Here is a 20823-nt window from a genome sequence, read left to right on the forward strand (position 1 = left end):
CCATGTCTGAGATGACGCCAAGAGAAATCGTTCACGAGCTTGATCAACATATTATTGGCCAAGCTAAAGCTAAAAAAGCAGTTTCAATCGCGCTACGTAACCGCTGGCGCCGTATGCAACTGAGCGATGATTTACGCGCAGAAGTAACGCCTAAAAACATTTTAATGATTGGCCCTACTGGTGTGGGTAAAACTGAAATTGCTCGCCGCCTAGCTAAACTTGCTAATGCGCCTTTTATTAAAGTTGAAGCAACAAAGTTCACCGAAGTGGGCTATGTTGGTAAAGAAGTTGAAACGATCATCCGCGATTTAGTTGATATCTCAATTAAAATGACGCGTGAACAGCAAACCAAAAAATTCAAACATCGCGCTGAAGAAGCGGCAGAAGAGCGTATTTTAGATGCTCTTTTACCACCAGCACGCGATACCTTTGGTGAGTCAAAGACAGAAGAGAACTCTTCTACTCGCCAATCTTTCCGTAAAAAATTACGTGAAGGTCAGTTAGACGATAAAGAAATTGATATCGATGTTGCACAAGCTCAGCCAAATGTTGAGATCATGGCTCCTCCTGGTATGGAAGAAATGACCAACCAGCTTCAGAGCATGTTCCAAAACATGGGTGGCGATAAGCGCAGCAAGCGTAAGCTAAAAATCAAAGAAGCATTTAAGCTATTAGTTGAAGAAGAAGCAGCAAAGCTTGTTAACCCTGAAGAGTTAAAAGAGCAAGCTATCTTCGCAGTAGAGCAAAACGGTATCGTGTTTATCGATGAGATCGATAAAATCTGTAAACGTGGTGAAGCATCTGGCCCAGATGTTAGCCGTGAAGGTGTACAACGCGACTTACTACCATTGATCGAAGGTTCAACAGTAAGCACTAAGCACGGTATGGTTAAAACTGACCACATGTTGTTTATCGCATCTGGTGCATTCCAAATGGCTAAACCATCAGACATGATCCCAGAGCTACAAGGTCGTTTACCAATTCGCGTTGAGCTTGAAGCACTAAGTGCTGATGACTTTAAACGTATCTTAACTGAGCCTCATGCTTCATTAACTGAGCAACAACGTGAGCTGTTAAAAACAGAGCAAGTTGACGTTGAGTTTACTGATGATGCCATTGAACGTATCGCGAAAGCGGCTTGGCAAGTCAATGAGAAAACCGAAAACATCGGTGCCCGTCGCTTGCACACAGTGATGGAAAAACTAATGGAAGAAATTTCATTTGATGCTTCAGAAAAAGCAGGTTCAACACTAACAATTGATGCTAATTACGTTGAGCAGCATTTAGGTGCACTTGTTGAAGATGAAGACTTAAGTCGCTTCATTCTTTAATCAACAAATTAGCGTTATAATTAAAAGCCTCCAGTTGGAGGCTTTTTAGTTTATAAATCGTAGATTCGAGGCTGACATGAAAGAAGTCACTAAAGTGCATTATCACAGCGTTAGCAAAGTATTAGATGTTCATTTTGATGATCAGACTATTGCTCAATTTAGTGCTGAATTTTTGCGTGTTCACTCACCTTCTGCTGAAGTACAAGGTCATGGCAATGAACCAATGAAACTCGTACTTGGTAAGCAACAAGTAGGAATTAGTAAAATTGAGCCGGTTGGTCATTATGCGATTCGACTGGTGTTTAGCGATAATCATAATAGCGGTTTATTCAGCTGGCACTATTTAAGTGAGCTGCAAGCTAACCATGATGAGCTTTGGCAGCAATACCAAACAAGAGTCTCTGAGCACGAAGCAAGTAAAGACAGCGTGCCTATTAAGTTTGTGCCTTAGCGCCTAGTGAATTAGTTCCGAGAGCTAACCAAGCAAACTAAAAAACAAAAAAGCGCGATGACGACACCGTCACCGCACTTTTGTCTATATATAAAGTATCAAGTAATTATTAAACTTTAAACTTATCGATTGCCTGATAGAGGACACGCGCTTGCTCTGATACTTCTTCGCTGGTTTGTGCATTAGTCGCTGCGTGACCCGATGCCTCTTGGGCGATATCACGAATACGAACCACGTTTTTATTCACCTCAGAAGCCACTTGGCTTTGCTCATCAATCGCTGTGGCAATGTGAGTGCTCATATCCATAATGGTTTGTACATCTTCGGTGATAGAACGAAGTAACTCACCGGCTTTACTTGCCTGTGCTGCACTTTCGCCACCTTGCGTACGACATTGCTGCATAATGCTCACCACTTCTTGCGTACGCCCTTGTAAGGTCGAAATGATGCTCTCGATCTCTTGTGTTGAATCTTGAGTACGCTGCGCAAGTGAGCGAACTTCATCTGCTACTACCGCAAAGCCACGGCCTTGTTCACCAGCACGCGCCGCTTCAATAGCCGCATTGAGTGCCAGTAAGTTTGTTTGCTCAGCAATGCCACGAATAACATCCAGTACAGAGCCAATCGTTTCAGCGTCTTTTTCTAATTGCGACACCACACTTGACGCATTACCGAGTGAGTCTGATAAGTGATTAATTTGCACTACCGTTGATTCAACCTCAGAACGACCTTGCTGCGCACTTAAGTTAGTCGACTCTGCTTTTTTCGCTGCTGCTTCAGTATTGTGAGAGATATCTTGAATCGTCGCCTGCATTTCTGTTGCAGCAGTAGCAACCATATCAGCTTCATGAAGTTGCTCTTGCATACCAGAGCTAGTTGCCGCTGTCGTTTCTGATAAATGCTCTGTTGCCACATTGAGTGTGCCTAGAGCGGTATTGACTTCGTAAATTAGCTTTTTAAAGTCACTAATCAAGCTATTAAAGTCAACTGTCATCGTGGTGATTTCATCTTTACCTGACTGCTCAATAGACATACTTAAATCATTACTGCGACGTATTTCATTAATCGTGTGATATACACGCTCAATAGGCATAATGATTGAACGACTAGTAAAATAGACTAACAGCATGACCAAAACGCTGGCGACAATGAAAACAAGCAGTGCAACGAGTTGCGCTCGCTCGGCGCTAGACTCAACAAAAGCCTTAGTTTCCGTTGTTAATTGATTAACAATCGCATCGCTCTTTTCTACACTTTGCTTCATTTCACCTAGTGCGCCTGAGTCTAGATCTAAACCTAGGGTCACCTGTGCATCGACAAGCGCTTTAAATTTAACTTGGTAAGTAGCCAAGTTACTAAGTAATTGCTTCTCATAGCTAGTTTCAAATCCTGCATTTTTAATTTCAGACTGAAAATCACTCACTAAATCATCAAATTTAGCCAGATACTTCATATCAAATCGCAGCATAAAGTCTTTCTCTGCGCGACGAAGTTGCAGCATCAAAGTTAATAGCTGATAGTTTTCACGTTCACTGAGTAAGGTTTCAACTTGATGCACGGCTCCACGTAGCTCACCATACAACGCATCTTTAGGATGCAAACCAATTTTCTTTTGCAACACAACAACTTCATTAAAGTCATCGTAATATAATTTCGCTAAGCTTCTAAATTCATCAAGTTTTGCTGACTCCATTGATAAGTCATTAACTAGCTCGTCAAGACGTGCCATTTTAACTTTAAGCTGTGCATACTCTTTTTCAAAAAGCTCGAGACTTTCGACATCTTTATAAAACAAAAAGTTTTTTTCATGCTTGCGCATTGCAAGTTCATGAATATCAAGTTCCTCCGCATTTTGAATTGTTTCATTGAGTTTTAGCATCATGCGCGACTCAAGGATAATTACACACAGCATCACAATCATTGCAAGACCAACAACGAGCGCGTTTAATTGCAAACGACGCTTAATAGTTAAGTTTTGTAATACATTCATTCAAAGTGCCCTATAGAAACATGCATTTAAGAGTATAGCTAAACTATCTAAAGCAGCTAATAAAAAGTGATTAAACTTGTCGCACATTTTCTAATATTAGGAAGGTTTAAACAATTAGTTTTTGTTCTAAATCAACCTGTTGCCACAGGTATTTATGGAGCTTATCCACCTTTTCCCATTGCTTTTTTCTTATCCACTCAACCAAAGGTGCTGGATCGCTTGGGAAGTTGAGTTTTTTATTCTGTGGAGATTGCAGCCAATCATCCATCGCATTGGGGTTTAAATAACTCATCACATGAGCTGCCCCCATCGACAATAAAGTCTGTGCATTAATACCTTGCTCAAATTGTTTACCTAGCGGTTTTAACAATAATTTTTTACCAAGTTGTAATGCTTCACTTGCAAGTTCGAATCCAGCATTACCAATCACGCCACCCGCATTAGCAAGATCATTTAGAAACCCAACGCGTGATGGTGCTCGCAGATGGATATTACCAACTGAACAATCCTTAGCATCCGGGTGATAACAATAAAACTCTCTTTCAGGAAAATCTTTTAAGTACTCGACCACATTGTTAAGATTTTCGAATGGCAGATACACCAACACCTTATTTTCAACCATCACTGGGTTATCGTGATGATGAGTAGCAATAAATGGAGGGATGATATTTTCAGCATAAGGTTGCCAATGTACGCCTAAATAAACACTGGCTGGCGCATAGTTACGGATCAGCGCACGGCGAAAGAATGCGCGGCCAAACATCGGCACTTTATCAGATAAAAATGCCGCTTGATGACTCATGCCAATTACCGGAATATTTTGTTGTTTAGCAGCCCATGCTGTAATTGGCTCAAAGTCATTAAATACCAAATCATAATGACGTAAATCAAGGCCTTTTATATCTTTAATTAGTTGTAGTGGACGTGCATTTTTCAATGTTTTAAAGCTATCAACCTGCCCCGATTTACTGGTAAACGACAAACCTCGAAAAACTCGGTAATCAGCAAAATCATCCATATCAAAGTAGTCTTGCTCTTTTCGGCCAGAGAACACATAGTCAACATCGACTCCTAAAGTCCTAAAAGTGCTAGCCATCACACGTGCTCGCGTTATGTGCCCATTGCCTGTCCCTTGAATACCGTACAAAATTCTCATATAGACTCCACCACCATCACAGCTAATACAGCACAACTAGATCCCATTACTGCACCAATAACCACATCAGCGGGGTAATGCACACCAATAATCACTCTAGATGCAGCGACCCCTGATGCCCAAACCAACCACAAACCGGCAAATTCAGGTAAATACATAGTTAAAATTGTCGCCACTACAAATGCTCCCGCACTATGCCCCGATGGCAAACTAAACCTATCACTCGGCACTAAATAAGCACCTTGTACTAAGCAATCACAAGGTCTTACCCGAGCAATTCGCTTTTTAGCTAAAAAATAAATGGGTCGCTCAATGACAAAACCTACCAGTAGACTCATTGCAAGTTGTTGAAAATACGCTTGCTCCGTAAACCACCAAAAGCTCAAAAATAGTGCAACATAAAGACCGCCATCACCACTTTTTGAAAAGCCAATGGCTGATCGCCTTAACCACACTGGCGAAGCATCATTAAACACACTTAAGAACAGCTGTTCGTCCACCTTTGCCAATTTTGTAAGTATGTTGTTTGCCATGGTGAGCTCCTTGTCATACTTTGCGTCTAATTTTTATACTCACCTCAGCTTAGGCGCTAAAAATAACAATTAAGTGACGCTTTTGAGACACTAATGTTGCGGTGACAAAATTCCTTTGATTTAAACCAATAATCCGCTATTAAGTCGTTGTTATTGAGTTGTATCAGGGTATACTGAGTACTAAACAGACAGTCTCTTTAGAGGATGAAAAAATGGATTACAGCACTTCTGATTTATGCGACCACTTTGCAGATGTGGTTGATGTGCTCGAACCAATGTTTATCAATTTTGGTGGACGCCCAAGCTTTAGTGGTCGAGTAAAAACCGTTAAATGCTTTGAAAATAACGAGCTGATCCGCGAAATTTTATCAACCGATGGCACCGACAGCGTGTTATTGATTGACGGAGGTGGTTCAACCCGACGTGCCCTAATTGATATTGAGCTGGCTGAAATCGCATTAGAAAACAACTGGCAAGGAATTATTGTCTACGGTGCTATTCGCCATGTTGATGAGCTTGAAGAGCTAGACCTAGGCATTCAAGCAATTGCGTCTATTCCTGTTGCTGCCGATAGTGAAGGTGCAGGTGAAGACGGTATTGGCGTTAACTTCGCAGGTGTTTCTTTCTTTGATGACGACTTTGTTTACGCTGATAGCACCGGTATTATATTATCTGCTGAAGAATTAGAGTTAGAAATAATAGAAGACTAATCTCGGTGACAAACTACCTTAAAATTTATGATGAAGCGGCGGTAAAGCACTTATGTGTCCGCCGCGCTAACGAACTCAAAGCTTGGCAAGCCCTTGCCCTTCTCGACACTCAAGTTAACGCCCCACAAGCACTCATCGATGCAAAGCATTTCGGTATTCGCTATGTTTTAGTTGGCGTATGTGAGGATATTGGCCCTCGCGCTAACTTAGGTAACGGTGGCTCAGGACAAGCGTGGCAAGCATTTTTAAAGCGCTTTTTAAACCAAACGCATAACCAGTTTTTAAACCACGAGCGTGTGTTGCTACTCGGCGAAGTGGCCCTTGATGACTTAAACCAACAAGCTGCTGACCTTGATAATAAAAACGACGCCGACTTAGCCAAACTACGTGAATTATGCGCTGATATAGACACCCGCGTTGAGCAAGTGATTGCGATGATTTTTGCAGCTGGTCTTGAGCCAATTGTAATCGGTGGCGGCCACAACAACTGCTTAGGTATTTTACGTGCCCTTAGTAAGCAAGATGGTAAACCAGTAAATGCTATTAACTTAGACCCTCATGCTGATTTCAGAGAGTGTGAAGGCCGCCATAGTGGCAATGGCTTTAGATATGCTTACAGCGAAAACCACCTCGCTGATTATCACGTGATGGGGTTACACGAATTTAAAAATAACCAAGCGATTATTGATGCCCTGACAAACGCAAACTTCACGTTTGATAGTTACCAAGACATTCAAGTACGTCGTAAAGTTGATTTATCTTCAGCATGTCAACACGCACTAGCTCAGTTTGATAATGCCTCGCTTGGCGTAGAAGTAGACTTAGACAGTATTTCGTTAATGCCAGTTAGCGCATACACCAACTGTGGTTTTAATGTGAGTGATGCAGAACACTTTGTGCATTTAGCTGCCAGCCAAGCAACAGCCCGCTACTTACATTTATGTGAAGGCGCACCATCACAACACCCGGTTAGTTTAGAAACAGGTATGAACGATGCAGGCCAAATAATCACAGCTTTAGTAAACGCCTACCTGCAAGCCAGAGAGTCTTCTTAACTTGCATTAGGCGCTATTCTTACTGAAACGTCTACTTTGCGAATAAATTCACACCTGCTGCAAACAAGGTGATTTATTCGCCAAGATTTAACGATGGTAATAGCTCATCTTCAAACCAATCAGTAATTAAACGCTTGTCGTAATAATAGGCTTCATCACGCCCCATTTTCATGCGGTCCATAAAGCCCATATCTTTAAGCTTTACGTCTTTTGCTTCACTAATCACTTTACCGTCTTTATCAGTAATCGAATAATTAAGGTCTATGCGTGGGAAATAAATTGGCTTGATAATGCGCAGTTCATTCATCGTTCCAAAACGCACATCACCAGCAAGGTCAAGCTCTGTTACTTCCACATTGAAGGTGTAGCCATCAGGTAACTGTTCAGCAAGCTTGTTAAAGTGCTTCTCAAAGCTCTTTGCCACGTTTTTATGAAATGCACCTTTTGGTGAGTTATTTCCGGGGCGCACATCACGGTAATCGTTAAAGTCATGCCATTTAACCTTAGCCTCCCCTGCGTGAGCAAAAGCAGGTAGTGCAATAACCATTGCTAAGGCCATTTTCTTTACAATTTTCATCTTTATCTCCACTTAACAGGAATAGCTTTTGATTAAAATTTAGCAGCTGACAATTAACTATAGCTTAATAACTCAACGCTTGGATGTAACCAATATGGTGCAAAATGTAATCAAAAACAAGACACTGATATTTCTATTAAAGAAGATTAATCACATTTTATTCATGTAATTTAACGCGAAATGTGATGAAATAAGACTAATTCAACCAGGTATAGTTCATGGATATTTTATGACCATTTTAGTCACCGGCGGAGCCGGGTACATCGGTTCTCACACCGTTTTAGAGTTACTACAACAAGGCACAGACGTTGTTGTACTTGATAATTTAAGCAATTCATCAAATGAGTCATTGGCTCGGGTAAAACAAATCACCGGCAAAGACGTCACGTTTTATCAAGGTGATATTTTAGATAGAGCCTGTTTAGACAAAATCTTCAGTGAACACACGATTGATAGTGTTATTCACTTCGCTGGTTTAAAAGCGGTTGGTGAATCGGTTGTAAAACCTATCGAGTATTATCAAAACAACGTACAAGGTACACTGACTCTGGTTGATGCTATGCGTGATGCTGGCGTGTTTAAGTTAGTATTTAGCTCATCAGCAACCGTGTACGGTGACCCAGCAAGCTTACCAATTCGCGAAGACTTCCCAGTTGGCGGCACGACTAACCCGTATGGCACATCAAAGCTTATGGTAGAGATGATGCTGCAAGATATCGCGAAATCAGATGAACGCTTTGCCTTTGTTATCTTACGTTACTTTAACCCTGTAGGCGCACATGAGTCTGGCCTTATTGGTGAAGACCCTAATGGTATTCCTAACAACTTATTACCTTATATTTCGCAAGTTGCTGTGGGTAAACTAGAAAAGCTTGGTGTGTTTGGGGATGACTACGATACTGTAGATGGTACAGGTGTTCGTGACTATATCCACGTTGTCGATTTAGCATTAGGTCACTTAAAAGCACTGAACCGAATTGCAAGTGATACAGGTGCGCACGTATTTAACCTAGGCACAGGTAATGGTTATTCAGTACTGCAGATGGTTACCGCTTTTGAGAAAGCCAGCGGTCAAGCCGTACCTTACCAAATTTCGCCGCGTCGAGCGGGCGATATTGCAGCTTGCTACGCAGCTCCAGAAAAAGCGTTAAAAGAGCTTGGCTGGCAAGCTGAGCGTGGTATCGATGAGATGATGCAAGATACATGGCGCTGGCAAAGCAATAACCCGAACGGTTACAAATAGTCAGAAGAATTAAAAGGCACTTACAAATAAGTGCCTTTTTACTGGCTACTTTATAAAATCCTGCGTTTCAAAATAAACTATTTGGCTGTACTCACATTCTTTAAAGCTATTTGATAATTGCGTAAATGTTGGCACGTTTACTTCTACCTGCAAACGCTCAGCTTCACACTCTCTTACTAAAGCAATGGCGTCAAATGACGGGCTGGCCTGTATTTGATGTACCAATATTTGTATTCCTTGTTCATTTTCCGCTTTATTTATTCTTCGCCAGCGCGGTTGCGACACGTGCTGAGTCGATGACAGTGCTCGTTTATATACAAGAGAAACAAACTTAAAGTTTTCATCCTTTAGCCATTTTTTACCGCCTCGTTCGAAGTGACCAAAGAATAACTGGCTGGGCACACTCAGTGTCTGCCCTGCAATTAACTTATTCAAGTCAAACTTAGCAGGCAATAGAGTGATCATAGAGTTTAAATACTGAGGAATTGAATCACTTTCTTGCACAGTAAGCCAACGAATTAGTTCTTTCTCATAGCGAGTTTCTACACGATAAATTAATTGGTAATCATGCGGGGCGTGGTACAAAGGAAGGTGGCTGGCATAGAGCTCAACGCCATCGGTGAACAACACCATGCCATGCATACCAACTCGGCTATGCGCATGGAAATGCTTAACCTCTTTTGCTATGCTTTTAAAACTGACAATTAAACAGCAAAGTAACAACAGAACAGCGAAATTTGCTTTCATTTTTTAATACCTTTTATTTAACACGAACAATCGCTTTACCGATATTCTTCCCTTCGAACAATCCCTCAAGCGCGCTTGGTAAATTTTCAAAGCCATTAATTTCGGTTGTTTTAAATTGGATCTCTCCTGCTTTTAACCACGGCAAAATATGATTAATCATTTCAAGCATACGGTGAGTAAAGTCTCTTGCTAAAATCCCTTGAATTGTCGCTCGTTTATAAAGTAATTGATGAAGAAAGCGAGGGCCTAGTTCGGGGTTGTCAAGTGAACCATCGTACTGCGAGATTTGCCCGCAAATCACTACGCGAGCACGCAAGTTTAAGCTGCTCAACACCGCATCAGTGTTCATCCCGCCAACATTATCAAAATAAACATCAACACCTCCAAGCTCCATCAACCTTTCGTGCAACTGTTGGGCTGAGTCAAATTGCTTATAGTTAAGCGCATAAGCGACCCCGAGCTCTTCTAACCAAGTACATTTTTCTTCAGATCCAGCTAAGGCAATAACACGACAACCATTTTTTATCGCAAACTGAGTAACTAACGAACCCACAGCTCCTGCAGCACCTGAAACGACAACTGTCTCGCCGGCTTTTGGTTTACCTGCTTCCATTAAACCAAACCAAGCTGTTCGCCCAGGCATACCTAAAACACCTAGTGCCGTTTTTACATCGGCATCATTAGGGTTTAAGGCTTGTATTTCATTGGCATGGACAACTGCATGAGTTTGCCAACCTGAATAAGCGCTTACCCAATCACCTTGCTTAAAACGCTCGCTGTTTGACTTTAAAACCTGAGCAACAACCGCAGCCCCTTGCACTGTATTTAATGCATGAGGTTGCTCCCAGTTCGGCTTAGCAGCCTGTTGAATACGCATATATGGATCGACAGAAATATACTTTGCCTCTAGCAGCACTTCGTTTTTAGCCAATGTCGGCGAAATTACAGATTCTCGCAATGCATAATGCTGCTCACTGACACGTCCATCAGGGCGCTTAACATAAAACCACTGCTTAAGATTGTAAGACGTCATCGCTCTCTCATTTAATGAAATTTAATAACGAAATTATTGCACTTAAACAATTAACCATTAAGCTATTAAAACTATCTATACGTTTCCATATTGGAATTAGAGGCAAACTTGGATACAGAAGATTTACGAAAGTTTTTGGTCATCGCAAAGCACAACAACTTACAGCAAGCATCTGCAACATTAAATGTCACACCTGGCGCGCTTTCGAAGGTCATAAAACGGCTCGAAATTAAGCTAAATACACAACTATTTAAGCGAATTGGTCGAAATATAAAACTAAATCAGCAAGGTGAAAAATTTCGCCATTATGCGCTTAATTTGGTTCATGAGGCTGATCAAGCTATCAGCGAGTTTAATGGAAGCACGAAAAATACGGTTGTTAACTTATCTGGCCCCTCTTTGCTGCTACAGCATTACCTGCCTTTATTATTATCGCAATTTAATGTGCAAGGTTTTCAATTTAATATTGATACAAGTTGGGAAGGTCAAGCCATTGAACAGGTTGCCAGCGGCCATGCCCATTTAGCTTTAGTTACCGAAGTGGCATTAAATGAAAGTACTCTGCAAAGTGACTTTGAACGTATATATTTAGGCACAACTACTTTCAAAGTTGTAGCTGCGCACTCGCATCCATTATTCGAACAGTTTAGTAAGGGCTCACTCACCAACAGAGAGCTTTTTCAATTTAGTTTTGCTTGTCCGAGTATTTCACCATTTTGTGGCGTAACTAGGGGTGTCGGCTCAGATGGTTGGCGAGATGACAAAGTACCTAGAACCATAAGTTATCGCTGCAACGATTTCAGCACCTTGCTGTCACTCGTCAAACAAGGGATTGCATTAGCATACGTCCCTGACTTTATTGCAAACGATCCAGCCCTCAAAGTCATCGATGTATTAGACTGTAACTACACTTGCCAAGAGCGCCTCGAGCTGATTTACAAACCAAGTTTAGCTACTGGCTGGTTAAATCAATTCGCAGCAAAAGTGAGAGCCGCACATCAGCGCATTGCTTGAATGCTCTCAAGTGCTACAGCTAGCTGTGTTTTTAATTTTTTATAGCGTATATAAACAGCCAGCACGATAATGCCATTAATACCAAGCTGGATAAGCCATAGGCTGTATGTTTTAAACATAACCATATTAAACAAGGCAACGATTAGCAAAGCGCACCAAAGAGCAATGCAGCCAATAAAACTCACATGCCAATAATGAACTTGGTGCTTCAGCTGATTCTCTTTAAAATTAAGCATTGCATTGACGTCTAGCGTTTCTGCTCGCCAAAGCTTTCGCCTTAAACGGTATGACCAAATTCCAAAACCTAGAGGAATAGGCACTAATAGCGCAAACATAATGGTTTCATAGATATTTTTTGCCTCAAACAACATGGCGTAAATACAAAATACGGTTACCACAACACCTAGAAATGAGTCGATTAACCCTTTTAGCTTTAACTTAGTTCGCGACTTTTGCGTTTGTGCAATTAACGCTTCACTATCCACTTTCGGAGTTGCCTGCACGAATGCCTGCTGCCACTTAGCTAATTGATCATCTGCTTCGAATTTATCCACTTTATTTACTCCATTAGGCTCGCAATTTGCTGTCTTGCTCTACTGGCACGTTTAGCAACAGCATCTTCAGACAGTCCCAGCGTTTGAGCTATCTCACTTTGATTAAACCCTTCAAGCTGTAAAGCAAGCACCTGCCGATATTTCAGCGTTAATTTACGAAGGGCAGCCATTAAATCTAAACTGTCGTCTGGTGACTTATGCGCACTTAAGGCTTGGGTGTAATCAATACTTTCAGAGCTTGCCACCTCTTTGCGGTTTTGCTCTTTTATCACATGATCAACCGCTTTATTGTGAGCTATTCGGGCAATATAGGTTTTTATGCTGGCATCGCCCCGAAAGGCAACATCGGGTGATGAGTCATTACTTTCAAAAGCGCGCCAAACAGCCAGCGACATCTCTTGAATTAGCTCATCTTGTAGCGCTTGATTGATCTCGTAGGTTGCAGCAACACGCGCCAACAGCGGCGCGTATTCATTCAGCAATGTGTTTATTTGAACATCAGCTTTCACTGTACTTCCATGTTTTTATTATTATTTGAACAAACGATTATAGGCACAAAAGTAGGTACATGCTAATACCGGCCCTACCAACAACATAGGTAAAAGACTATAAGGGGCAGCAAAGGTAACGAGCATATTAATCAAACAAAGCATGCTTAATGGTTTAATCACCTTTAGTGCCGTTGTAATGCCTTCTTTAACAGCTGCACTAAGCGAAGCATTGTTTAAAAGTAACAGAGGTACCACAAACATAAGCAACATATTTACAGGAACAATTGATACAAACATGACCCCTACGCGCCAGCGCTCAACATCAACAAACTGACCTGACAATAAAGCCGATAACTGCTCACTACCAATCAAAGTACTCCCAACAGCAAATTGCACCAGCGCCAGTAAAATACCAACAACTGACCACACGGCAACTCGCCCCCACTTCGTCCATGTTGCATTGTGCTTAAATGAAAAGCCTTGCTGATTATTCAGGTTAAACAACAATGGCCACACCGTTGCCATTAACATAGGCGCTAACCATTTTGATACAGTTAAACCTGTAGGTGCAGGTAATAGCTGCACTAAGCCTGGCACAATAGCGAACAGCGTCATCAGTAAAAAAAGTTTAAACGGTGCTTTTTTAAATAGCCCCCAGCCTTCTTTTAACCAAACAGCAGCATCACTAAATGGTGCATTTGTTGAATCAAGTTTTAGCGTATTCACAGTTGATGTTGTAGTCGTCATGAGTTTGTCCTTTTCGTAAAAATTAATACACAAGACACTGCCTATCGCTACCACCTAATAGGAACAACTTCGTGTCATTTGCAGCTATAGACGAGACAAACACAGAAAACCTGACAAAATATTTTTAAAAAATTAAAAATAATTTTATTTCGTTGAATTTTAAAGATAAAAAAGAGGTGGAACAATAGTGGAACGCAGCTGCTTGAGATAGATTTAAGCTTTGGTTTTTGGTTTTTTACAGCAAGAAAATGGTGGCCCAAGTACACTAACCCCCTACTTTCAATCGCTTAAATATCAAGATAGGCTTATTGGCGTTGAAGCCGATAAGTTCTTTGAGTCAAATAGAATTATCAACTTAAACCTTCATCAAGTTTGTGGTGAGCTTGTTTTATCGGAGGAATCTGATTAGCTATTACTCTGCTTTGAAATGAATAAGCACCTAGCTTGGCGCATATTCGTGTTAATCTTCACAAATGCTATGAGTAATATTTATTTCATTAACTAATGCTTTGATCACTTCTACGCATTCTAAGTTCGATTCATCGAAAATAGCGTAGTTATCTCCATCACCTAAAGAGCTTTTATATATTACTCCATCATATTGCTGAGACTTTATAAACTCACAAAGATACTGACTTGAGAGGTACTCAAGGTGAGCTTTATCTTGTGATACTGGTTTAGTTAATTCAACTCCCAATGTTTCAAGTAGTGTTAACCCTTTATAAATATTGCGAAGACTGTCTTCCGAGTAACGAAAAGGTACAAGGGTTAGCCGTGGGTTTCTTAAATCGACGAACTTTAAATTGCGTATATTATCAAATTTAGCAATTGTTAAGTGTTCACCAATATGAGGTCTAACTTCAGATACTGCTGTATTTTCTGTTGAAGCTACGTATAAATAAGAAATCCCAAAAGGGTTGGCGCGTCCATTGCTCGCTAGTTCTGCGGGTGGTGCTCCCATTTTATCAGGTTCGTAAAGAGCGTCCCCGCTTTTGATTATCCGTGCACGATAAAAAGTGTTGCTATTAGAGTCTATTTCAAATGACAAATAACTAATTAAAGAAGCAAGCTCATTATGCTCAGGGAAAGATTTTGGGAAAAAACGATTGTTATGTTTCAATTCACTTTTAAACGAGTTCCAATCTAAAACGTCTTGTTGTTCTATTATCGGAACATAGTTTAAGCAAAGGTTATCGTCCCCATATTTTGCATTTCGTAATAGTTGCATCAATCTATCATTACTAACATTTTGAAATAGCAGCCAATCATCTTTCAGTAAATTTAATAGATTTTTACCATCAGGATCTGGTTTGTATAGATCGAGCACTGGTGCGATAAGAGTATGTAAATATTCAACCTTTATAATTGGAGTGTCATTTGAGCCGCAAACTTCACAATTACCAATAATATCAGAGTGCGCAGCTATGCTTTCCTTAATAAATTCATTTTCTAAGCAATTTCCGCAAAATTCCATTTTAATATTCCGCTAGTTTAAAAAGTCTGCGATTAGCTCAACATGGTGTTGCATAGATAGTTTCTTTACATAACCTAAACCTGGGAAGTGCTGTCTTTCTGCTAGCTTTTTGAACTCTCGATGTGCATTTGAGTGGAAAATATTAGGGTCGCTATCATTTACTAATTTCTCTAAAGCTTCTAGAAATTTCCCCCCTGGATCTGCTGGTGAATCTTTACGATCAGAAACATAGTGTTTGATGAACATATCATCATCATCTTCGATATCTATATAGGTAAGATGGATAGCTACAGCGTATGCAGGGCCTCCTGACTCACTGTATTCATCGCCATTTATTAGGAAATCTCCAAAACCATCCATTCCTTCATCCTCATACATGATATGAAGGTCTGAAAAGTGCTCTTTAGATGGGTGTTCTCGATTAGGTCTTTTTTTGAAGCCATCTCGAACTAAAACCCTGAAGTCGTCTTGAAAAGCTTTCCTATAACGCTTTTGGGCAAATTCCTCGATAAAGATATGTGTTAAGTCGATATTAAACTGTTCAAGGAGGCTTTTTAGGGGCTTGCTTTGACTAAAACCATAATGGATAAGAGTGATCTTTACATTTTGGTATAACTGTAAATAACCCTTTATGTCATCTAATGTTATCTCTTCGTCTAGTATTAAAGCTACACTGACATTTTCGTGGAATAAGATTTCTTCGTTAGTTAGCTCATTGATTAACAATGATGGATTATCTTGAAGGTCGCCACATTTGGGGTTGATGATTATCGAAAACTCACAATTTTCAGCAAGTAGTAATTGTAGTGATTTAACAAGAGGGTTTAGATTATTTTTTACAGGCTCTATAATAGGATGAATATTAGAAGCAGCGATTAATTCGGCATTTTCCCTTAACATTATGAGTTCATTCTGCTTGCCTCTGAAATAGGGGTAATACATTGACTTTCCTTAAATTTGCTCCTAGTTGTTCAAATTATGCCCCCTCCTAAAGCTGATGACAAATTGTTTATTTGTTTTTTTGTTAAATCAGTACAAAGAATAGGAGCCTTTAAAGATTTTGGAGCCTTTAGTACAAAATTTTTGTCCAATTTATTATTAGCTCGTAGCTTCAGGGTTTTAAGCACGAGAGAGTGAGCTTTATGGAGCGGTATATTTAGAAATAGAGTTTTGCATTCTTTATATATCAATGTATTGGGAGCTTTAGGCACATAACCATAATAGGTGCTTATTACTGATATATATTCATCTTTTCTCAGTGAATCGAACATAACAGCTAAGTCTAAGTTAGCAACATTTGATATGGCTTTCCTATGCACCTTCAAAGTATCTCTGATGGTGAATTCAATTAATCCAACATATTCAGGTAAGAAGTTTTCTAGCTTGGAAATATGTTTACCATCAGCAACGACGCTTACAAATTCTGCAAATTTTAGGTAATCACTAATCTGCTGTTCTAATCGCTCTAAAGAATCAAGCTCAGTTTTAATTTCATATATATGGCTTGTACCATTTAATATTACAGCATCTGCTTTACTGTTGGCTATTCTAAATTCAGATAACATTGCAGCTGTGTTTATAGAATGCCTGCCAAGTAAAATTTTATTTGCAATTGCGTTCTTATATAAATACTCATTTCGATAAATCTTTGAAAGTGCTTTATAAGCAAACTCAAAGAACTCACTTAAATTATTGAAGCTGTTTAATTGAAACCCAAGTTCCAATGTAAGAGATTGTAAGGTTGGTGAAAAACCTTTATTAGCAAGCTCATTAAATATCGATGCAGAAAAGACTCTTGCTAGTGTAATACCAGCAAAACCTTCTGATTCCATACTTTTGATTTGCATAATAGAGTTATTCATTTTCTTGATATTGACCTTCATTAGTTTCACTATACACTAAAACTAAGTTTGTGGCAGTCCCGATGTAATCTATCAATGTTAAGTTATTGATTTTAATTCTCTTTTTAGATTTTTAAATTTGAGCCTATAACGCCAAACTCAAAATTCAGTAAATCCTAATTGTTTGCCCAATGACGACTTTTCAGATTTCTGACATTCACGACTGTTTTATATTCATTACTTGCCTTTTTATCTTTGATGGCAATAAGGACACGATGAATAGCTCTGGCAATTTCTGAGTGGCCTCGGTAGTTGCGAGAGCCTTTGTCAGTGTGATGCAGTACCAACACAGCTTTGTTTTGTTCTCGTATCTCATCTAGACAGACGTTGTAGAAGCTCCAATAATTCTAGCCCCTAGTTGCAGGTAATTTAGAATCTCTTCCAAGATAAACCCCCACATACACTTAAACACTTAACATTTTAGTATTTATGCGACACGAAGTCTGTGTTGCATAATCGCTTTTTGGGCTGAGCCGCTAACTGCTCGGTGTGTCAGAGTCCGTGTTGTTTATGCTACTGGAATTTGTTTTTTGGTGGCTCTCACTTTCCTAGCTAATTTAATCAGCTTAGTTAGTGTTATGTAAGCTTTCCCTGCATTGATCAGCGACTATTATGTACTCATTACACCTAAATTTGCCTTAACCTTAATAAGCAATTATATTTTTTAACGTACAGAGGCCGCTAGCCTAAGCAATTAAGCAGGTTAACTAATTGATTTTAAGCAGTTCTCTTGTTCTACTTTGGGTACATCTCGTAGTTAGTTCAAATTCGACTCTAGAGCACCTGCTCTGAATTATTTTGGGGCAGAAACAGGTTACCCTTCCTTGCGCTCGTATTAAAAGAAGAATAACAGCTCAACATAACTGCCAGTCTGATAAAGCTTAACTTGCACTGTAAAGCTACAAGCACTTCCTCATAAACCGCACATATTTAACTTAGGAATTATACCGAGTATCAAATTGAGCTTGATTTAAAAGGTGGGACAATTAAACTCAAAGGTGGAATAAAACTGTTAAAAAACAGCACAAACTGTTGATTTTTAAGGTTTTATACAAGAAAGGTGGTGGCCCCTCCCAGCATCTAAAAATCGGTATAATGCGGGCTATAGGACGGTTTTACCCCACATTTTTAAGGACTTTACGCATTTTTTTACACTTTTAATTAATGTAAAAAAGGGTGTAAAAAATGAAATTATCAACGACTTTTAACTTCACAGATCGTCGCGTCAAAAGCATTTCTGCGGATGCTAAAACAAAGACCTATTCAGATCAAACATTAAGCAATTTAAAGCTAAAAATCACACCAAATGGCACCAAGACATTTTACGTTAGATTCAAACACAAAAATGTACCAATTAACTACAAACTAGGTGACGCTTCAACATTGTCAGTAGATGATGCTCGTAGTCGTGCTGTTGAGTATATGAACTTTACAACGGGATTGAAACTTGAACAGGGGACTGGTGCAACCATTAATGATGTGTTTGAGTTATACAGAGTTAATGAACTTGCCAAGAAGACAACGGTTGCAGGACGGACACACGCACTTGAAATCTCATACAACAAGCATGTTAAACCTCGTATGGGTAAGATGCTGATTGACAATGTATCGAGGAAAGTCGCTAGAGGCATATTTGCCGATATGGAGGCGCTAGGCTACTCAGTTCACAACAGATGCTTAACTGCAATCAAATCGGCTTTTGGTTATGTGATGGAGTATGAGGATGATTTAGAGATCTCACTAAACCCATTTGTTGGTATCAAAAAAATGACTGAGGTACAGAGAAATCGCTACTTAACACATGAAGAAGCGCGTCGTTTGTTAAAGGCATTAGCCAAAGAAGATAACCAGGATGTAGCAGATGTTTACCGTGTGGCGCTATTTACAGGTGCGCGGCTGTCAAACGTAAAAATGATGCAATGGCATGAAATTGATTTTTCAAGCGGTCAATGGCTGATACCTGCAACCAACACCAAAACAAGCAAGGTTTATCAGATCCCCTTGCATAACTTTGTACTCGATTTACTTAAGAAACGGCAGGCGAAACAAGGGGATTCCAATTATGTATTTGCCTCAAAACGCTCCAAATACGGCTATATTACAGGCGGTGATCCCATATGGAAATCGGCTATAAAAGAGGCTGGTCTTTACCATGACAACCCCAACATTAGGCCAAGACCTCACGATTTACGAAGAACGTTTGCAACTTGGCAGATACAAAGCGGTGCTGATATTAGCGTGGTTTCAAAAGCTCTTTGTCATACATCACTTAAGCATACGATGATTTATGCACATACGAATGTTGAGCAGGTTAGAAGCTCAATAGAAGAAGCATTTAAGTTCATTTGAATGTATTAAGGCTAGTTACACGAAACAAAATGTGTAACTAGCTCTACGGCCACAACTTTATTGATTTTTCATTAAATAACAAATAGATAAAATTTTTTTATACCGCTTTCTTCCCAACCACATATTTTGTGTCAGTATCAGCTCCGTTCAAAGATACAGACCTGAAGGTAAGTTTTCAGGTATCCAAATAATGACAATCCACGGAGGGACAGTTTTATGTCATTAGAACAAACACGTGCAATGGTGCAACTGGAGTTACCACTGGATATTCCAGATTCCTACTCAGTGCTGGCATCTCAAAATGCTTTACCGTTTCAACCGAAGTTAACGTCAAATATCGGCGATAATTTTAGTGATGGATTACATGTTGCTTATGGTTCTGAGGGCTATGAAGATGGAGTTAGCTGGCTGATTGAAGGAATCTTACCCGAACTTTCTACAGGCATTTATTATGGGGCTCCTGGAGGGAAAAAGTCTTTCTTAGCCACATCGCTCGCTTGTGCACTAGCTAATAGCCGAAACTTTGGCGAATTACGATGTGATGAACCGCGATTAGTGTTTTATGTTGCAGGAGAAGGTAGCCGCGGACTTGCTGGCAGGGTTAAAGCGAATGAGGACCACTATGGCTCTGTTGGTCAACGTATTATACGTATTGGGCAGCCACTAAACCTTGCTGTACATGAAGATGCAGCGGCCCTTGCTGAACGTATGAAGTTTGAGAGCAAACGGCAAGGAATACAAGCGGGACTCGTGATCATCGATACAATGTCACAATGTGCCGAAATTAAGGACGAAAACAACGCCGCAGAGGTGCGCAAATATCTTTCCGCATGCACTATGTTTGCAATCGAGAATGGTGTAACGGTTTTGAACATCCACCACACAAATAAAGCAGGTGATTTCAGAGGAAGCACGGCTGTTGCTGGCAATGTTGATTTCTTGCTTAGTTCAGTTGCCAAAAAAGGCAAGCTAGCAAGCCAACTAGGCATAAAAAAAATGCGAGATGCCGCTGACAATATTGCTATCGATTTCCAGTTAGAGTTACATGGTTTGGGTATAAATGATCAATATGGTCGAGAGATGACAACGCTGGTTGAATCTAGTGTGAATGTTAGCATGAGCGCTGGTGATGACAGCCCTGGCAAACAAACCTCCAAGTACGACAGGGATGAGTACCGATGGCTTGAGATGTTTCTAAAGACACTCCCTTCAAATGAAATCAGACGAGATCACCTGTCTGAAAAGCTAAAGCAAACATTTCCTGAAAAGAGCTGGAGTTCGACTGCTGTTGGGAGGTTTTTACAACCTCTTATCGAAGACAAATATATGTCAGAAGCAAGCTTAGGGAAAACTAAGCTGCTTACAGTCACGCCTAAGATGTTAACTTTTTAAACCTAAATAACATCAACAACACCCCCCTCTTTACAGAGGGGGGTGTTGTTGATGTTTATGTCTAATACAAAGCTA

At 40.1% G+C, this 20823-nt stretch carries 21 protein-coding genes; 9 read left to right on the top strand and 12 right to left on the bottom strand.

The genetic code is table 11. From position 1 onward, the window contains the following. The first annotated feature begins 2 nt into the window (after window positions 1-2). Both hslU and ISP07_RS16730 read left to right on the top strand, forming a co-directional pair. The gene (hslU, locus tag ISP07_RS16725; RefSeq protein ID WP_054552817.1) at window positions 3-1331 is read left to right on the top strand and encodes an HslU--HslV peptidase ATPase subunit; all 1329 of its coding nucleotides are present in this window, start codon (window positions 3-5) and stop codon (window positions 1329-1331) included. A 76-nt stretch (window positions 1332-1407) separates the two neighbouring features. Next, the gene (locus ISP07_RS16730; RefSeq protein WP_055021375.1) at window positions 1408-1782 is read left to right on the top strand and encodes a gamma-butyrobetaine hydroxylase-like domain-containing protein; all 375 of its coding nucleotides are present in this window, start codon (window positions 1408-1410) and stop codon (window positions 1780-1782) included. 109 nt (window positions 1783-1891) lie between these two features. On the opposite strand, the gene ISP07_RS16735 is transcribed toward ISP07_RS16730, so the two are convergent. From ISP07_RS16735 to ISP07_RS16745, 3 genes are all read right to left on the bottom strand, one after another. Continuing rightward, window positions 1892-3772 carry a methyl-accepting chemotaxis protein gene (locus ISP07_RS16735; protein WP_209328290.1) on the bottom strand — a complete coding sequence of 627 codons (1881 nt, stop codon included), beginning with the start codon at window positions 3770-3772 and terminating at the stop codon, window positions 1892-1894. A gap of 106 nt (window positions 3773-3878) precedes the next feature. Beyond that, on the bottom strand, window positions 3879-4928 hold the full coding sequence (locus ISP07_RS16740) for an MJ1255/VC2487 family glycosyltransferase (RefSeq protein WP_209328291.1): 1050 nt from the start codon (window positions 4926-4928) through the stop codon (window positions 3879-3881). Beyond that, window positions 4925-5461 carry a phosphatase PAP2 family protein gene (locus ISP07_RS16745; protein WP_209328292.1) on the bottom strand — a complete coding sequence of 179 codons (537 nt, stop codon included), beginning with the start codon at window positions 5459-5461 and terminating at the stop codon, window positions 4925-4927. Before ISP07_RS16745 ends, ISP07_RS16740 begins: the two co-directional genes overlap by 4 nt. 212 nt (window positions 5462-5673) lie before the next feature. On the opposite strand from ISP07_RS16745, the gene rraA reads away from it, so the two are divergent. Beyond that, window positions 5674-6171, top strand: coding sequence for a ribonuclease E activity regulator RraA (rraA, locus tag ISP07_RS16750; protein ID WP_054552822.1), 498 nt, complete (start codon window positions 5674-5676; stop codon window positions 6169-6171). 5 nt (window positions 6172-6176) lie between these two features. Next, window positions 6177-7226: a formimidoylglutamase gene (locus tag ISP07_RS16755; RefSeq protein ID WP_199529269.1), complete on the top strand. Its 1050-nt coding sequence runs from the start codon at window positions 6177-6179 to the stop codon at window positions 7224-7226. A 73-nt stretch (window positions 7227-7299) separates the two neighbouring features. On the opposite strand, the gene ISP07_RS16760 is transcribed toward ISP07_RS16755, so the two are convergent. Then, on the bottom strand, window positions 7300-7803 hold the full coding sequence (locus tag ISP07_RS16760) for a DUF3016 domain-containing protein (protein ID WP_138616123.1): 504 nt from the start codon (window positions 7801-7803) through the stop codon (window positions 7300-7302). Between the two features lie 229 nt (window positions 7804-8032). Between ISP07_RS16760 and galE the strand changes: the two genes are divergently transcribed. Next, on the top strand, window positions 8033-9046 hold the full coding sequence (galE, locus tag ISP07_RS16765) for a UDP-glucose 4-epimerase GalE (protein WP_054552825.1): 1014 nt from the start codon (window positions 8033-8035) through the stop codon (window positions 9044-9046). Window positions 9047-9091: 45 nt separating this feature from the next. Here galE and ISP07_RS16770 read toward each other — a convergent pair whose 3' ends face one another. Next, entirely contained in the window at window positions 9092-9793 is a 702-nt protein-coding gene (locus ISP07_RS16770) for a hypothetical protein (RefSeq protein WP_209328293.1), read from the bottom strand. A gap of 13 nt (window positions 9794-9806) precedes the next feature. Beyond that, on the bottom strand, window positions 9807-10826 hold the full coding sequence (locus ISP07_RS16775; protein WP_209328294.1) for an NADP-dependent oxidoreductase: 1020 nt from the start codon (window positions 10824-10826) through the stop codon (window positions 9807-9809). Between the two features lie 108 nt (window positions 10827-10934). Between ISP07_RS16775 and ISP07_RS16780 the strand changes: the two genes are divergently transcribed. Further along, window positions 10935-11840 carry a LysR family transcriptional regulator gene (locus tag ISP07_RS16780; protein WP_209328295.1) on the top strand — a complete coding sequence of 302 codons (906 nt, stop codon included), beginning with the start codon at window positions 10935-10937 and terminating at the stop codon, window positions 11838-11840. On the opposite strand, the gene ISP07_RS16785 is transcribed toward ISP07_RS16780, so the two are convergent. Genes ISP07_RS16785 through ISP07_RS16795 form a run of 3 tightly spaced genes read right to left on the bottom strand, consistent with a single transcriptional unit; the run spans window position 11825 to window position 13632 of the window. Continuing rightward, window positions 11825-12394: a hypothetical protein gene (locus tag ISP07_RS16785; RefSeq protein WP_209328296.1), complete on the bottom strand. Its 570-nt coding sequence runs from the start codon at window positions 12392-12394 to the stop codon at window positions 11825-11827. The two genes, ISP07_RS16780 and ISP07_RS16785, sit on opposite strands and share 16 nt — an antisense overlap. 5 nt (window positions 12395-12399) lie before the next feature. Next, window positions 12400-12903 carry an RNA polymerase sigma factor gene (locus tag ISP07_RS16790; protein ID WP_054552830.1) on the bottom strand — a complete coding sequence of 168 codons (504 nt, stop codon included), beginning with the start codon at window positions 12901-12903 and terminating at the stop codon, window positions 12400-12402. 21 nt (window positions 12904-12924) lie between these two features. After that, on the bottom strand, window positions 12925-13632 hold the full coding sequence (locus tag ISP07_RS16795) for a hypothetical protein (RefSeq protein ID WP_138616114.1): 708 nt from the start codon (window positions 13630-13632) through the stop codon (window positions 12925-12927). Window positions 13633-13852: 220 nt separating this feature from the next. Here ISP07_RS16795 and ISP07_RS16800 point away from each other — a divergent pair, with 220 nt between their 5' ends. Then, a complete protein-coding gene (locus ISP07_RS16800; protein ID WP_209328297.1) occupies window positions 13853-14041 on the top strand; it encodes a hypothetical protein in 189 nt (62 codons plus the stop codon). Window positions 14042-14092: 51 nt separating this feature from the next. Here ISP07_RS16800 and ISP07_RS16805 read toward each other — a convergent pair whose 3' ends face one another. Genes ISP07_RS16805 through ISP07_RS16815 form a run of 3 tightly spaced genes read right to left on the bottom strand, consistent with a single transcriptional unit; the run spans window position 14093 to window position 16968 of the window. Continuing rightward, a complete protein-coding gene (locus ISP07_RS16805) occupies window positions 14093-15106 on the bottom strand; it encodes an RES family NAD+ phosphorylase (protein WP_209328298.1) in 1014 nt (337 codons plus the stop codon). A gap of 12 nt (window positions 15107-15118) precedes the next feature. Next, window positions 15119-16048: a sce7725 family protein gene (locus ISP07_RS16810; RefSeq protein ID WP_228290660.1), complete on the bottom strand. Its 930-nt coding sequence runs from the start codon at window positions 16046-16048 to the stop codon at window positions 15119-15121. Between the two features lie 29 nt (window positions 16049-16077). Then, window positions 16078-16968, bottom strand: a complete 891-nt coding sequence (locus ISP07_RS16815; RefSeq protein ID WP_209328300.1) for a sce7726 family protein — start codon at window positions 16966-16968, stop codon at window positions 16078-16080. A gap of 1224 nt (window positions 16969-18192) precedes the next feature. On the opposite strand from ISP07_RS16815, the gene ISP07_RS16820 reads away from it, so the two are divergent. Together ISP07_RS16820 and ISP07_RS16825 are read left to right on the top strand one after the other, a co-directional pair. After that, window positions 18193-19356, top strand: a complete 1164-nt coding sequence (locus tag ISP07_RS16820) for a tyrosine-type recombinase/integrase (protein WP_199527150.1) — start codon at window positions 18193-18195, stop codon at window positions 19354-19356. A 216-nt stretch (window positions 19357-19572) separates the two neighbouring features. Next, window positions 19573-20748, top strand: a complete 1176-nt coding sequence (locus tag ISP07_RS16825) for an AAA family ATPase (protein WP_209328301.1) — start codon at window positions 19573-19575, stop codon at window positions 20746-20748. Window positions 20749-20823: the final 75 nt, after the last annotated feature.

It is taken from the genome of Pseudoalteromonas sp. PA2MD11 (genome assembly GCF_017808125.1).
In the GTDB taxonomy this organism is placed as follows: Bacteria; Pseudomonadota; Gammaproteobacteria; order Enterobacterales; family Alteromonadaceae; genus Pseudoalteromonas; species Pseudoalteromonas simplex.